General features: G+C 69.7%; 16 protein-coding genes and 1 pseudogene. All 17 read left to right on the top strand.

Features of this window, described 5'->3' with window-relative positions:
- Window positions 1-7 precede the first annotated feature (7 nt).
- The 17 genes and pseudogenes from C4N9_RS13060 (at window position 8) to C4N9_RS12980 (ending at window position 13,764) form a co-directional block, all read left to right on the top strand.
- Window positions 8-541, top strand: a complete 534-nt coding sequence (locus C4N9_RS13060) for an HK97 family phage prohead protease (protein WP_109533773.1) — start codon at window positions 8-10, stop codon at window positions 539-541.
- Window positions 542-575: 34 nt separating this feature from the next.
- Entirely contained in the window at window positions 576-1,874 is a 1,299-nt protein-coding gene (locus C4N9_RS13055; protein ID WP_109533772.1) for a phage major capsid protein, read from the top strand.
- Between the two features lie 177 nt (window positions 1,875-2,051).
- Window positions 2,052-2,639: a head-tail connector protein gene (locus tag C4N9_RS13050; protein ID WP_109533771.1), complete on the top strand. Its 588-nt coding sequence runs from the start codon at window positions 2,052-2,054 to the stop codon at window positions 2,637-2,639.
- On the top strand, window positions 2,639-2,974 hold the full coding sequence (locus C4N9_RS13045) for a head-tail adaptor protein (protein ID WP_109533770.1): 336 nt from the start codon (window positions 2,639-2,641) through the stop codon (window positions 2,972-2,974). Before C4N9_RS13050 ends, C4N9_RS13045 begins: the two co-directional genes overlap by 1 nt.
- Window positions 2,971-3,378, top strand: coding sequence for a DUF3168 domain-containing protein (locus C4N9_RS13040; RefSeq protein WP_109533769.1), 408 nt, complete (start codon window positions 2,971-2,973; stop codon window positions 3,376-3,378). The genes C4N9_RS13045 and C4N9_RS13040 overlap by 4 nt, the downstream gene beginning before the upstream one ends.
- 22 nt (window positions 3,379-3,400) lie before the next feature.
- Window positions 3,401-3,808, top strand: a pseudogene (locus C4N9_RS13035) (phage major tail protein, TP901-1 family); the annotation flags it as partial.
- 89 nt (window positions 3,809-3,897) lie between these two features.
- Window positions 3,898-4,221 carry a gene transfer agent family protein gene (locus C4N9_RS13030; RefSeq protein WP_109533767.1) on the top strand — a complete coding sequence of 108 codons (324 nt, stop codon included), beginning with the start codon at window positions 3,898-3,900 and terminating at the stop codon, window positions 4,219-4,221.
- Window positions 4,218-4,550 carry a rcc01693 family protein gene (locus C4N9_RS22450; protein WP_109533766.1) on the top strand — a complete coding sequence of 111 codons (333 nt, stop codon included), beginning with the start codon at window positions 4,218-4,220 and terminating at the stop codon, window positions 4,548-4,550. The genes C4N9_RS13030 and C4N9_RS22450 overlap by 4 nt, the downstream gene beginning before the upstream one ends.
- Window positions 4,438-5,082, top strand: coding sequence for a phage tail tape measure protein (locus C4N9_RS13020; RefSeq protein WP_342748806.1), 645 nt, complete (start codon window positions 4,438-4,440; stop codon window positions 5,080-5,082). The genes C4N9_RS22450 and C4N9_RS13020 overlap by 113 nt, the downstream gene beginning before the upstream one ends.
- Before the next feature lie 16 nt (window positions 5,083-5,098).
- Window positions 5,099-5,731 (top strand): DUF2460 domain-containing protein, encoded by a 633-nt coding sequence (locus C4N9_RS13015; protein WP_109533765.1) that lies wholly within the window; start codon window positions 5,099-5,101, stop codon window positions 5,729-5,731.
- Window positions 5,728-6,588, top strand: a complete 861-nt coding sequence (locus C4N9_RS13010; RefSeq protein WP_109533764.1) for a DUF2163 domain-containing protein — start codon at window positions 5,728-5,730, stop codon at window positions 6,586-6,588. Before C4N9_RS13015 ends, C4N9_RS13010 begins: the two co-directional genes overlap by 4 nt.
- A complete protein-coding gene (locus tag C4N9_RS13005; protein WP_245902544.1) occupies window positions 6,578-7,012 on the top strand; it encodes an NlpC/P60 family protein in 435 nt (144 codons plus the stop codon). Before C4N9_RS13010 ends, C4N9_RS13005 begins: the two co-directional genes overlap by 11 nt.
- Before the next feature lie 18 nt (window positions 7,013-7,030).
- The gene (locus C4N9_RS13000) at window positions 7,031-10,969 is read left to right on the top strand and encodes a baseplate multidomain protein megatron (RefSeq protein WP_109533762.1); all 3,939 of its coding nucleotides are present in this window, start codon (window positions 7,031-7,033) and stop codon (window positions 10,967-10,969) included.
- Window positions 10,970-10,986: 17 nt separating this feature from the next.
- Complete coding sequence (locus C4N9_RS12995; RefSeq protein ID WP_146195166.1) at window positions 10,987-11,286, top strand: DUF7742 family protein; 300 nt, start codon at window positions 10,987-10,989, stop codon at window positions 11,284-11,286.
- A gap of 87 nt (window positions 11,287-11,373) precedes the next feature.
- Window positions 11,374-12,180: a serine O-acetyltransferase gene (gene cysE / locus C4N9_RS12990; protein ID WP_109533760.1), complete on the top strand. Its 807-nt coding sequence runs from the start codon at window positions 11,374-11,376 to the stop codon at window positions 12,178-12,180.
- Window positions 12,181-12,204: 24 nt separating this feature from the next.
- The gene (locus tag C4N9_RS12985; protein WP_109533759.1) at window positions 12,205-13,146 is read left to right on the top strand and encodes a phosphatidate cytidylyltransferase; all 942 of its coding nucleotides are present in this window, start codon (window positions 12,205-12,207) and stop codon (window positions 13,144-13,146) included.
- A gap of 3 nt (window positions 13,147-13,149) precedes the next feature.
- The gene (locus C4N9_RS12980; protein WP_109533758.1) at window positions 13,150-13,764 is read left to right on the top strand and encodes a CDP-alcohol phosphatidyltransferase family protein; all 615 of its coding nucleotides are present in this window, start codon (window positions 13,150-13,152) and stop codon (window positions 13,762-13,764) included.
- Window positions 13,765-13,811 lie beyond the last annotated feature (47 nt).

Genomic DNA, 13,811 nt, shown 5'->3' with positions numbered 1-13,811 from the left:
GGGACCGATGACGGGTCTTGAGACGAAATTCCAGGCGCGGGTGCAGCCGGTGGCGCTGGGAGCCGGTGCGGTGATCTCTGGCTATGCCTCGGTCTTCGGGCTGCGTGACCAGGGCGGCGACGTGGTCATGCCGGGGGCCTATTCGGCCTCGCTGAACCGGCTGGCGGCGCGGGGCGGGCGCGTGCGGATGCTCTGGCAGCACGATCAGGCCCAGCCGATCGGCGTCTGGGACGAGGTGGCCGAGGATGCACATGGGTTGCGCGTGAAAGGGAGGCTTCTGACCGAAGTGAGCAAGGCGCGCGAGGCGGCGGCGCTGATCGCGGCGGGCGCGGTCGACGGGCTTTCGATCGGCTATCGCACGATCCGGGCCGAGAAGCTGCCCGAAGGCGGACGCCGGCTGCTCGAGCTGGAGCTGTGGGAAGTGTCGCTGGTGACCTTTCCGATGCTGCCTGTGGCGCGGGCCTCGGCCAAGTCGCAGGGCGGTTTGCTGCTGGATTTCGCGCGCGGGATCGAGGCGGCGCGCGACGCGCTCCGGGGCTGAGGCGCCGGAAAAATCAGGATGAACGGCGCGCGGGATGTCCCCGCGCGGACGGTGGCGGATTGCCGTTCGCGGCCCGCTTTCCCGCGAATGGCAGCGGGGCATCAACGAAAGGAAGGATGCGATGAGCAGCGAATTTCCCGGCCCGGCGCAGGCCGGCGAGGAGAAGAGCGCGGCGCCCGGCGACGAGGCGGCGCGGCTGAAGACGGCGCTGGAGGATTTCGTGACCGAGATCAAGAGCTTCCGCGCCGATGTGACGGGCAATCTGAAAGAACAGGACAAGCGACTGACCATGCTGGACCGCAAGATTTCCACCAAGACCGCGCGCCCCTTGCTGGCGCAGGCCGATGCCGGCGAGGGGCTGCATCTGAAGGCGTTCGACGCCTATCTGCGCCAGGGCGACGATGACGCGCTGCGCGGGCTGGTGCTGGAGGGCAAGGGGCTGACGGCCTCGGTCAATACCGAGGGCGGCTACCTGGTCGATCCGCAGACTTCCGAGCGCATTCACGCGGTGCTCGACGCTTCGGCCTCGATCCGCGCCATCGCCAGCGTCGTGCAGGTCGAGGCGGGCTCGTTCGACGTGCTGGTCGATCACGGCGACGTCGGGTCGGGTTGGGAAAACGAATCCTCGACCCTGACCGAGACCGGCACGGCGGCCATCGACCGTATCTCGATCAAGCTGCACGAGCTGTCGGCGATGCCCAAGGCCTCGCAGCGGCTGCTGGAAGACAGCGCCTTCGATGTTGAAGGCTGGCTGGCCGAACGGATCGCGAAGAAATTCGCGCGGGCCGAGGCGGCGGCCTTCATCTCGGGCACAGGCACCGACCAGCCGCGCGGCTTCCTGACCCATACCATCGTCGCCAATGGCACCGAGGACTGGGAAGAGCTGGGCTATGTCGCGACCGGCGCGGCGGGCGATTTCGCGGCGTCGAACCCGGCCGACGCGATCGTCGATCTGGTCTATGCGCTGGATGCCGGCTACCGCGCGAATGCGGCCTTCGTGATGAATTCGAAGACCGCGGGCGCTGTGCGCAAGATGAAGGACGGCGACGGGCGGTTCCTGTGGTCGGACGGTCTGGCCTCGGGCGAGCCGGCGCGGCTGATGGGCTATCCCGTGCTGATCGCCGAGGACATGCCCGACATCGCCGCCGATGCCCATGCCATCGCTTTCGGCGATTTCCAGGCGGGCTATACCATCGCCGAGCGCCCGGACCTGCGCGTGCTGCGTGATCCGTTCAGCGCGAAGCCGCATGTGCTGTTCTACGCCACCAAGCGCGTCGGCGGCGACGTGACCGATTTCCAGGCAATCAAGCTGCTGAAATTCGCCGCCAGCTGAGCGGTTCACGGGATCGGGCCGGGTCTTTGGCCCCGGCCCGGTGGCGGCGCAGGCGCGCGGGTCGGGGCCGCAGGGCCGGGACACCCGCATCGTGTCCGGCTGCTCCCTTCCGTGCGAGCGGTGCGGGAGCGCGTCTGCGCCGGTCTGACCGGTATTCGGGATGAAGGGAAGGCGAGGATGGAGCTGATTGAGACCAGCGTCGTGGCGGATGCCGATCTGCCGGTTGCCGCATTTCGCGCGCATCTGCGGCTGGGCACCGGCTTTGCCGACGAGGCAACGGGCGACGCGCTGCTGATCCAGTATCTGCGTGGCGCGATCTCGGCCATCGAGACGCGGATCGGCAAGGCGTTGATGACGAGGGATTTCATGCTGATCCTGCCCTGCTGGCGCTGGGCCGACGCGCAGGCCCTGCCGGTCGCGCCGGTCAGCGCCGTGGCTTCGGTCACGCTGGTGGATGCGCAGGGCGCGGAAACGCCGGTCGATGCGGCGCGCTGGCGGCTGGTGGTGGACCGTCACCGCCCGCAGATCATCGCCACTGGCGCCGTGCTGCCGGGGGTGCCCACGGGTGGGCGGGTCGAGATCGCCTTCACGGCGGGGTTCGGTGCGACATGGGACGCGGTGCCCGACGATCTGCGACAGGCGGTGATGCTGCTGGCCGCGCAGTTCTACGACGGCCGCACCGGCGCTGATCCGGTGACCGGCCCGGTCGATGCGCTGTTGCGGCGCTGGGCGCCTTTGCGCGTGACGGCCGGAGGGCATCGCTGATGGGCTATGCGCTGAACCGGCCGATGGTGCTGGAGGAAGCGGTCACCACGCCCGACGGAGCGGGGGGATATTCGCAAAGCTGGTCCGGGCTGGGGACGCTGTGGTGCGAGCTGCGCGCGGGTTCGGCCAGCGAACGGCGGGGCCTGATCGCGCCCGAGGGACGGATGCTGTTCCGCATCTATCTGCGCGCCGCGCCGCAGGGCAGCCCGCAGCGCCCGCGCCCCGATCAGCGGCTCCGCGAGGGGGCGCGGGTGTTCACCATCCTCGCCGTGTCCGAGGCCGATGCCTCGGGTGCCTATCTGGTCTGCCACGCGCGCGAAGAGGTGCCGGCATGAGCTATCAATCCGCCGATGCGCTGCAGGAGGCGCTTTATGCCCTGCTGTCGGGGGACGGTCCGCTGGCTGCGCTGGTGCCGGGCGGGATCTTCGACGCGCCGCCCCCCGCCACGCCGCAGGGCACCTACGTGGTGCTGGGCGAAGAGGACGTGATCGACCGCTCGGATGTCAGCGGATCCGGCGCCGAGCACCGGGTGCTGGTGCAGGTCGTGAGCGACGCGGCGGGTTTCCTGACCGCAAAGAGCGCCGCCGCGCGCATCGCCGAGATCCTGCCCGGCGCGCAGCCGGCGCTGGGCGCCGGGCGCGTGGTGGCGATCTGGTTTCACGAGGCGCGCGCGCGCCGGGCCGAGGGGGCGTCGCTCAGGCGGATCGACCTGCGGTTCCGGGTGCGCGTCGAAAACTGACGCATTCAAAGGAGGGGTCGGCATGGCTGTGCAAAGCGGCAAGGATCTTCTGATCAAGATGGACATGACCGGAACGGGTCTGTTCGAGACCATCGCGGGCCTGCGCGCCACGCGGATCAGCTTCAACGCCGAGACGGTCGATGTGACCAGTCTGGACAGCGCGGGGGGGTGGCGCGAATTGCTGGCCGGCGCCGGGGTGAAGGCGGCGGCATTGTCGGGGTCGGGCGTGTTCCGCGACGCGGCCACGGATGAGCGCGCGCGCGCGGTATTCTTCAACGGCGAGATCCCGGCCTTTCAGGTGGTGATCCCCGATTTCGGCACGGTCGAAGGCCCGTTCCAGATCACCAGCCTGGAATATGGCGGCAGCCATAACGGCGAGGCGACCTTCGAGATGGCGATGGCCTCGGCCGGGGCGCTGGACTTCGTGGCAGCGACCGCCCTGGCCGCCGATCCGCTGGATTATCAAGGCGATGGCGGCGATCAGCCGGAGACGCAGCCCGAAAGCGGCGAGCCGGTCTGATGGTGAACCCGATGGCGGGCGAGGTGGCGTTGGTCATGGACGGCGACGCCTATGCGCTGAAGCTGACCCTGGGCGCGCTGGCCGAGCTGGAAGAGGCGCTGGGGGCCGAGAGCCTCGTCGATCTGGTCGAACGGTTCGAGACCGGGCGCTTTCGGACCCGCGACGTGATGGCGCTGCTTCTGGCAGGGCTCCATGGCGGCGGGCATCCGGTCCGCGCCGAGGCGCTGCTTTCGGCCGAGATCGAGGGCGGCCCGCTCGAGGCCGCGCGCGTGGCGGGGCTGCTTCTGGCGCGCGCCTTCGCGATGCCGGCGGCGGCGGGATGACGGGTCTGGACTGGCCCGGGCTCATGCGCGCGGGGCTGCAGGGGCTGGGGCTGCGCCCGGCCGAGTTCTGGGCACTCACGCCGGTGGAACTGATGATCATGCTGGGCCGCGACGAGGCATCGCGACCCGGCTTCACGCGCGCGCGGCTGGAAGCGTTGCTGCAACGCTATCCCGATGGGCCGCGCGCAGGCAGGAAGGACGGGACGGATGGCAACGCTGGACGAGCTGAACACCCAGCTGGCCGAGCTGGATGCGCGGATCACGACGACGGCGGACAGCGTGGCGGGCTTCGATTCAAGTCTGGCCGCGATGGGGCGCAATCTGGGTGAGACAAGCCGCGAGATGGCCGGGCTGTCGCGCGCTCTGGGGGGCGGGCTCAGGCGGGCCTTCGACGGGGTGATCTTTGACGGACAGCGGCTGTCGGACGCGATGCGCGGCCTGGGGCAGTCGATTTCGAACGCGATCTACAGCGCAGCGATGCGTCCGGTGCAGAACGCGGTCGGCGGCGCCGTCTCGTCTGTGCTGGGCGGGCTGATGGGGGGGCTTCTGCCCTTCGCCAACGGCGCGTCCTTCAGCCAGGGGCGGGTGATGCCCTTCGCGCAGGGCGGCATCGTCTCGCAGCCCGTGACATTTCCGATGCGGGGCGGCACCGGGCTGATGGGCGAAGCCGGCCCCGAGGCGATCCTGCCTCTGGCGCGGGGCGCGGACGGCAAGCTGGGCGTCCGCGGCGCGGGCGGCGGACGGGCGGTCACCGTCACGATCAACGTCTCGACCCCCGACGTCGCCGGGTTCCGGCGCAGCCAGAGCCAGATCGCCGCGCAGATGCAACGGCTGCTGGCGCAGGGCCAGCGCAATTACTGACGGGCGAGGGACCGACATGGCTTTCCACGATATCCGCTTTCCCGCCTCGCTGAGCTTCGGCTCGCTGGGCGGGCCCGAACGGCGCACCGAGATCGTTACGCTGGCCAATGGCCACGAAGAGCGCAACACGCCCTGGGCACAGGCGCGGCGGCGCTACGATGCGGGGCTTGGCCTGCGCTCGCTCGATGATGTCGAGGTGCTGATCGCGTTTTTTGAAGCGCGGCAGGGCCGGCTTCATGCGTTCCGCTGGAAGGACTGGGCGGATTACAAGACTTGCCCGGCGTCGAAGCAGGTCAGCCCGCTCGATCAGCACATCGGCACCGGCGACGGCGTCACGCGTGCCTTCGCGCTGGCGAAGACCTATCGCTCGGGCGACTGGGACGCGGTGCGGATGATCACCAAGCCCGTGGCGGGAAGCGTGCGCGTCGCGGTGGGGGGCGCCGAGCTGGACGAAAGCGTCGGCTGGGCGCTGGACACCGTTACCGGGATCGTCACCTTCGAAGCCCCGCCGCCCGTAGGGGCCGAAGTCACCTTCGGCGGCGAGTTCGACGTGCCGGTGCGGTTCGATACCGACCTGGTGCAGGTCTCGGTGGCGAATTTCCAGGCGGGCGACGTGCCGCAGGTGCCGGTGATCGAGGTGCGCGAATGAGCGGGCTGACCACCACCCGTGCGCGGGCCTGGGCGCTGACGCGGTCGGATGGCACCGTGCTGGGCTTCACAGACCATGACCGGGATCTGAGCTTCGACGGGATCAGCTTTCGCGCGGGCACCGGCATGAGCGCCGGCGCCATCGTGCAGGGAACCGGCCTTTCTGTCGACAATACCGAAGCCTCGGGCGCCCTGAGCGATGCCGCGCTGAGCGAGCGCGACATCCTTGCCGGGCGCTACGACAACGCGGCGCTGACGATCTGGGAGGTCGACTGGCAGGACCCGGCATGGCGGCGCGTGCTGTTTCGTGGCTCGCTGGGCGAGATCACGCGCGCGGGCGGCGCCTTTCGCGCCGAGCTCCGCGGGCTGACCGAGCCCCTGTCGAAAACCGGCGGTCGGGTTTTCGGCGCGGCCTGCCCTGCGGTTCTGGGCGACGCGCAATGCGGCGTCGATCTGGACCAGCCGGTGTTTCGCGCCGAGGTCGCGCTTCTGGCGGTGGACGAGGGCGGCGCGGTGCTGGAGGTCCCGCCGCTTGGGGATTTCGCCGCCGACTGGTTCGTCGACGGCAACGTGGTCTTCCTGACCGGAGCGGCCGAGGGCGCGACGGTCCCGGTCCGTCGCGAGGAGGCGCTGGGCGACAAGCGGCGGCTGCATCTGTGGCAGGCCCCGGGATTCGCGCCCGACGTGGGCGACAGCGTGCGTCTGCAGGCGGGTTGCGACAAACGCTTCGCCACCTGCCGTTTCAAGTTCGCCAATACCGAGAATTTTCGCGGCTTCCCGCATGTCCCCGACGACGACTGGCTGCAGGTGACGCCGCGCGCGGATGGCGACAATACGGGCGGTCCCCGTGGCCGCTGATCCCCGCGCGGCGCTTCTGGCCGAGGCGCGGCTCTGGCTGGGCACGCCCTATTGCCATCAGGCCTCGGCCCGGGGGGCGGGTTGCGATTGCCTGGGGCTGATCCGGGGCCTGTGGCGTGCCCTGCACGGGAGCGAGCCGGGGGACCTGCCCGCCTATAGCGCCGACTGGGGCGAAAGCGGCGGGGACGAGATGTTGTGGCAGGCCCTCTCGCGGCATCTGCGCCAGATCGGCGCCCCGCCCGCGCCCGGCGACATCCTGCTGTTCCGGATGCGGTCGCGGGGCGTGGCGAAGCATCTGGGGATCCTCAGCCGCGCGGGCCCTGCGCCGCGTTTCATCCATGCCTATTGCGGCCACGGGGTCGTCGAGAGCCCGCTGAGCCGCCCCTGGGCGCGCCGGATCGTGGCGCGCTTCGAGATGACCTGACCACAAAGGAGCCATCCGATGGCCACTCTGCTTCTGTCCGCCGCCGGTGCGGCGATCGGCGCGAATTTCGGCGGCGCGGTGCTGGGGCTTTCGGGCCTTGTCATCGGGCGCGCGGTGGGGGCGACCGTGGGCCGGCTGATCGATCAGCGGCTTCTGGGCCTCGGCTCGGGGCGGGTCGAGACCGGCCGCATCGAGCGGCTGCAGATCACCGGCGCGGGCGAGGGCGTGCCGATCCCCCGGCTCTGGGGGCGTATGCGCACGGCGGGGCACGTCATCTGGGCATCACGGTTTCAGGAAATCCCCGGCCGTTCGCAGCGCACCAAGCACGGGTTCGGCCCGCGCGTCACCGAGGAATCGCGCTATGTCGTCAGCGTTGCCATCGCCCTGTGCGAGGGCGAGATCGGCGGCATCGGCCGGATCTGGGCCTACGGCGAGGAAATCGCCCGCTCGGAAATGAATATCCGTGTCTATACCGGCACCGATGACCAGCTTCCCGATCCGAAGATCGAAGCGGTCGAGGGTCTTGGCAACGCGCCCGCCTATCGCGGCACGGCTTATGTCGTGATCGAGGATCTCGACCTGGGGCCGTTCGGCAACCGCCTGCCGAATTTCGTGTTCGAGGTGGTGCGCGGCGCTCAGGCGCCGGGCGTCACCACGTTGCAGGACGCCGTTCAGGGCGTGGCATGGCTTCCCGGCGCGGGGGAATACGCGCTGGCGACCGAGCCGGTCGTGCTGACGCCGAATACCGGCGGGCCCTTCGATCCCGGTTATTCGGTGGTCGAGGCGCAGGAGACGCGGCTGGCCAACCGGCACACGCCGTCGGGGTTCACGGATCTGGAAACCTCGCTCGCCGCGCTTCAGACCGAATTGCCCCGGGTGCAATCGGGGCTTCTGGTCGTGTCGTGGTTCGGCGACGACCTGCGCTGCGGCGAATGCCGGGTGAAGCCCAAAGTCGAATATCTTGAACGCGACGGCGATCCGCAGCCCTGGACCGTGGCCGGATTGGCGCGCGAGGCGGCCGAAACGGTCGCGCGCGACGGCGACAAGCCGGTCTATGGCGGCACGCCGTCCGATGCGTCGGTCCTGCAGGCGATCGCGGCGATGAACGCGGCGGGGCAGGCGGTGGTATTCTACCCGTTCCTGCTGATGGAGCAACTGGCGGGCAATGGCCTGCCCGATCCATGGTCCGATGCCGCCGATCAGCCTGTCCTGCCTTGGCGCGGGCGCATCACGCTGGCCAGGGCGCCGGGCCAGCCCGGCACCAGCGACCGCACGGCAGCGGCCGAGGCCGAGGTCGCCGATTTCTTCGGCACCGCGCAGGCGTCGGATTTCAGCGTCGCGCCCGGGTCGGTCAGCTATTCCGGCCCCGCCGAATGGTCCTATCGCCGCTTCATCCTGCATTATGCCGCGCTCTGCGCCGCGTCGGACGGCGTCGAGGCGTTCTGCATCGGTTCGGAAATGCGGTCGCTGACGCAGATCCGGGGTGCGGGCGACAGCTTCCCGGCGGTGGCCGCGATGATCGACCTGCTGCACGAGGTGCGCGCGATCCTCGGCCCGTCGGTCAAGCTGGTCTATGCGGCGGACTGGTCGGAATATTTCGGCTATGACGCGGGCGAGGGGAACCGCTATTTCCATCTCGATCCGCTCTGGGCCGATGACGAACTCGACGTGATCGGGATCGACAATTACATGCCGCTGTCCGACTGGCGCGAGGGCGAGACCCATCTCGACTGGCAGGCGGGCTGGAGCGATATCTACGACACCGGTTATCTGGAGGCCAATGTCGCGGGGGGCGAGGTCTATGACTGGTATTACCGCACGTCGCAGCATCGCGATGCCCAGCTTCGCACGCCGATCACCGATCCGGGCGAATCCGAGCCGTGGATCTGGCGCTACAAGGACCTGCGCGCGTGGTGGGAGAACGCGCATACCGAACGTCTGGGCGGGGTGAAGCAATCCGAGTCGACGGTATGGGAGCCGCGCTCGAAACCCGTCTGGTTCACCGAATACGGCTGCGCGGCGATCGACAAGGGGACGAACCAGCCCAACGTTTTCCTCGATCCGAAATCCTCGGAAAGCTTCGCGCCCTATCATTCCACCGGCGCGCGCGACGACCTGATGCAGATGCAATATCTGCGCGCGATGCATGGCTTCTGGACCGAACCGGCCAACAACCCGCTATCGGATGTCTATGGCGGGCGCATGGTCGACTGGTCGCGCAGCCATGCCTGGGCGTGGGATGCGCGGCCCTGGCCTTGGTTCCCGGCGCTGACGGACGAATGGTCGGATGGCGGCAACTGGCTGCGCGGGCACTGGATCACCGGGCGCGCGGCGGCGCAGCCGCTCGATGCCGTCGTGGCCGAGATCTGCCAGCGCGCGGGGCTCACGGATTTCGACGTAAGCGGGCTTTACGGCGTGGTGCGCGGCTATGGCGTCGCCTCGACCGCCAGCGCGCGCTCGGCGCTACAACCCCTGATGCTGGCGCATGGATTCGAGGCGGTCGAGCGCGAGGGCGTCCTGGTGTTCCGGATGCGCACCGGGCGCGATCCGGTGGCGCTGACCCCGGACGCGATCATCGCGCGCGAGGAGGGCGATCTGGAACTGGTGCGCGCCCCGGGGCCGGAAATCGCCGGGCGGCTCAGGCTGACCTATATCGAGGCCGAAGGCAGTTTCGAGACCCGCAGCGCCGAAGCCGTGCATCCCGGGGATCCGGCGGGTGACGTGGCCGAAAGCGAGCTGCCGATGGCGCTGACGCGCGGCGAAGCGCGCGCGGCGGTCAAGCGCTGGCTGACCGAATCGCGGATCGCGGCGGATGTGGCCCGGTTCGGGGTGCCGATGTCCTCGGACCTGTCGGCGGGCGATATCGTGGCGCTGACTCATGCCGGGAGCGAGCGGCATTACCGCGTCGACCGGATCGAGCTGGCCGGCGCACGTCTGGTCGAGGCGGTGCGCATCGAGCCGGCGCTCTACCGCCATCGCGAGGCGTCCGACGATCTGCCCTATGCGGCGGGGTTTCAGGGGCCGGTGCCGGTCCTGCCGCTCTGGCTGGACCTGCCGCTGATGCGCGGCGACGAGGTAGCCCACGCGCCGCATCTGGCGGTGACCGGGCGCCCCTGGCCCGGCGTGGTCGCGGTCCACGATGCGCCAGCAGAGAGCGGGTCTTTCACGCTCAACACCCGGATCGCGCGACGCGCCAGCATCGGCGAAACGCGCGGCACGCTCGACCATGGCACGCCGTCGCTCATCCAGCGCGGCGCGGGGGTCGAGGTGGCGTTTCCCGAGGGCATCGCCCTGGCCTCGGTCAGCGACGAGGAATTGTGGCAGGGCGCCAATCTGGCCGCGATCGGCGCGGGCGGGGAATGGGAGCTGTTCCAGTTCCGCCGTGCCACGCTGATCGAACCGGGGCTTTGGCGCCTGCAGGATCTGCTGCGCGGCCAGTTCGGGACCGAGCCGTTGCAGCCGCAGGCCTGGGCGCCGGGCGCGGTGGTGGTGCTGATGGACGGCGCGCCCGCGCAGGTCGACCTTCCCGCCGCCCTGCGCGGGATCGACCGGCGCTGGCGGATCGGTCCGGCGGCGCTGCCCTATGACGATCCCGCCTATGTGGAAAGCGTGAGGGCCTTCGCCGGCAACGGTCTGCGCCCCTATGCGCCCGCGCATCTGCAGGCCCGGCACTCGGGCGGCGATGTGCATCTGACATGGATCCGGCGCACGCGGCTGGACGGCGATTCCTGGATCGGGCCCGACGTGCCCCTCAACGAGGAAACCGAGCGCTACACGCTGCGCATCCGCGCAGCCGGCGAAGTGGTGCGCGAAGAGCCGCTGAGTGCGCCCGCCTTCACCTACACCGCCGCCGACCGGACGGCGGACGGGGTGAGCGGCGTCTTCACCGTCGAGGTGGCGCAGGTCTCGGCGCTTTACGGAAACGGGTTGTGGGCGGTGCTGTCGGTCGCAGCGTGACGGCTCCGGGGCCCGGCATGGCGTCCGGCATGGCGCCCGTCACGCTGACCGATATCGCCGCCGCCGCGCGCGTGCTTCTGGCGTTGCCCGAAGCGCGGCGCCGGGCGGGAATGGCGGCGCTGATCGCGCGGGCCGAGCTGGCCGCGCGCCACCGTGCCGCGACCGGGCGCTGCCATCCGCTTTACGGCAATGGCACGCTTCTGTCTGCGGCGCTGGTGCATCCCGGGCGCGATCCGGCGCGGCCCGGCGCGCCCGATTACCTCGCCTGTCTCGCGCTGGTGACCGAGATGCTTTGCATCCATCACACCCGGCGATAGGCGGGATCACGGATCGTGCTGTCCCGCCCACTGGAAATCCGGGCGCAATCGGCTATGTTTTCGGGGACGTTTTTGCGGAGATGCGCCATGCCCGAGATCAAAGCCAGACTCGCCCCGTTCGATCCCGTGTGGCAGCGCATCTGCACCGAAGCCCAGCAGGTGGTGCAGGACGAACCGCTTCTGGGCGGGGTGATGCACAACAACCTTCTGCACCATGCGACGATGGAGCGGGCGCTCGCGTACCGATTCGCGCTGAAGCTGTCCTCGGCCGAGATCAGCGAACAGATCCTGCGCGAGATCGCCGACGAAGCCTATGCCTCGGCCGCCTCGCTGGGCGAAGCCGCGCGTGCCGATCTGGTCGCGGTGGAAGAGCGTGACCCGGCCTGCAACCGCTTCCTGCAGCCGGTCATGTATTTCAAGGGCTATCAGGCCGTGCAGGCCTACCGCGTCGGGCACTGGCTGTGGACGACCGGGCGCCGTGACATGGCGCTGTTCGTGCAGATGCGCGTGTCCGAGATGTTCGGCGTCGATATCCATCCGGCGGCGAAGCTTGGCAAGGGCATCATGATCGACCACGCGCATTCCATCGTGATCGGTGAAACGGCGGTGGTGGGCGACAACGTCTCGATGCTGCATTCGGTGACGCTGGGCGGGACCGGCAAGGAAGACGGCGACCGCCATCCGAAAATCGGCGACGGCGTCCTTATCGGCGCGGGGGCCAAGGTGCTGGGCAATATCCATGTCGGCGCCAACAGCCGCATCGCCGCCGGGTCGGTCGTTCTGAACGACGTGCCGCGCTGCAAGACGGTGGCGGGCGTGCCCGCGAAGATCGTCGGCGAGGCGGGGTGCAACCAGCCTGCGCTGTCGATGGATCACCGGCTGTCGCCCGAATAAGCGCCGCCTGCGACGGGCCGCGTCATGGGTATCTCCGCCGATCTGCTGTGGCTTCTGGGCGTCACGGCGGCGATCCTGATCGTCGCGACCGCCATCGGGCAGGGGCTCAGGCGCCGCCTGCCCGCAGGCCAGCCGCATCCCGTTATCGACAACCTCAACGCCCGGATCTGGGCGTGGTGGGTGATGGTCGCGCTTCTGGCGCTGGCCTTTGCCACCGGGCGCGCGGGCGTGGTGGTGTTGTTCGGGGCGCTGAGCGCGCTTGCCCTGCGTGAATTCCTGACCGTCACGGCGCGCGACCGCGCGGATTTCTGGGTCATCGCCGGCGTCTATGCCATCGTGCTCCCGGTGCAGTTCTGGGCGGTCTATACCGACTGGTACGGTTTCTACGCCATCTTCATCCCCGTCTATGCCTTCCTGCTCATGCCCGCGCTGGCCGCCGTGTCAGGCGGTGCGCAGGGCTTCATGGCGCGCGCGGCGGAAACGCAATGGGGCCTCATGGTCTGCGTCTATTGCGTCAGCCACGTTCCCGCGATCCTGTCCTTGGGGATCGAGGGCGGGGATGCCCGGCGCGTGCTGCTGATCGCGTGGTTCCTGTTCGTCGTGCAGGCCTCGGACGTGGCGCAGTATATCTGGGGCAAGCTGCTGGGCCGCCACAAACTGGCGCCCGAGCTGTCACCCTCCAAGACATGGGAAGGACTGGTTGGCGGCATCGCCACGGCCGTTGCCCTGGGCGCCGGGCTGTTCGCACTGACGCCCTTCACCCTGCCCGAGGCGGCGCTGATGGCCTTCGTCGTGGCCGCGATGGGTACGCTGGGCGGGCTGGTCATGTCGGCCATCAAGCGCGACAAGGGGGCCAAGGACTGGGGGGCGGTCATAAAGGGGCATGGCGGGTTTCTCGACCGGCTCGACAGCGTGATCTTCTCGGCGCCGGTCTTCTTTCACCTGACCCGCTATTACTGGACCTGACGCATGGACGAAAACCGCCGCCCCATCGCCGCGCGCCGTCTGGGCGTGATGCAGGGCATCGCCCGCTTTCTGGCCGCGCGGGGCGTCAGTCCGAACGCGATCTCGATCGCCTCGGTGGTTTTCGCGGCGCTGGGCTTCGGGGCGTTCTGGCTGATGCCGGGCGCGGGCGGGGGCCGGATTGCGGCGCTCTTGCTGGCCGCTTCGTGCATCCAGCTTCGGCTTCTGTGCAACCTGATCGACGGTCTGGTGGCGGTCGAAGGCGGGAAGGGCAGCGCGACAGGCCCCTTCTGGAACGAGGCTCCGGACCGCGCCGCCGATACGCTGTTCCTGTGGGGCGCGGGGCTGGCGGCGGGGATGCCGGCGCTGGGTCTGGGCTGCGCGGTGCTGGCGCTGAGCACGGCCTATCTGCGCGAGTTCGGCCGGGCCGAGGGCTTTGCCCCCGATTTCGGCGGGCCCTTCGCCAAGCAACAGCGGATGGCGGCCCTGACGCTGGGCTGCGTTGTCGCGGCTTTCGCGCCGGGCTGGCCGGCTCTGGCAGTGGCGCTATGGATCATCGCGGGCGGCACCGCGCTGACGGCGGCGTTGCGGGCCGGACGCGTCTTGCGGAGGATGGGCTGAGCTTTTGCGCAGGAAAAAGCCCGGACGGCGGAACCGTCCGGGCCGAT

It is taken from the genome of Pararhodobacter marinus (genome assembly GCF_003122215.1).
In the GTDB taxonomy this organism is placed as follows: Bacteria; Pseudomonadota; Alphaproteobacteria; order Rhodobacterales; family Rhodobacteraceae; genus Pararhodobacter; species Pararhodobacter marinus.
Note: the sequence above shows the minus strand (reverse complement) of the source record. Positions and strands in the feature narration are given on the sequence as shown.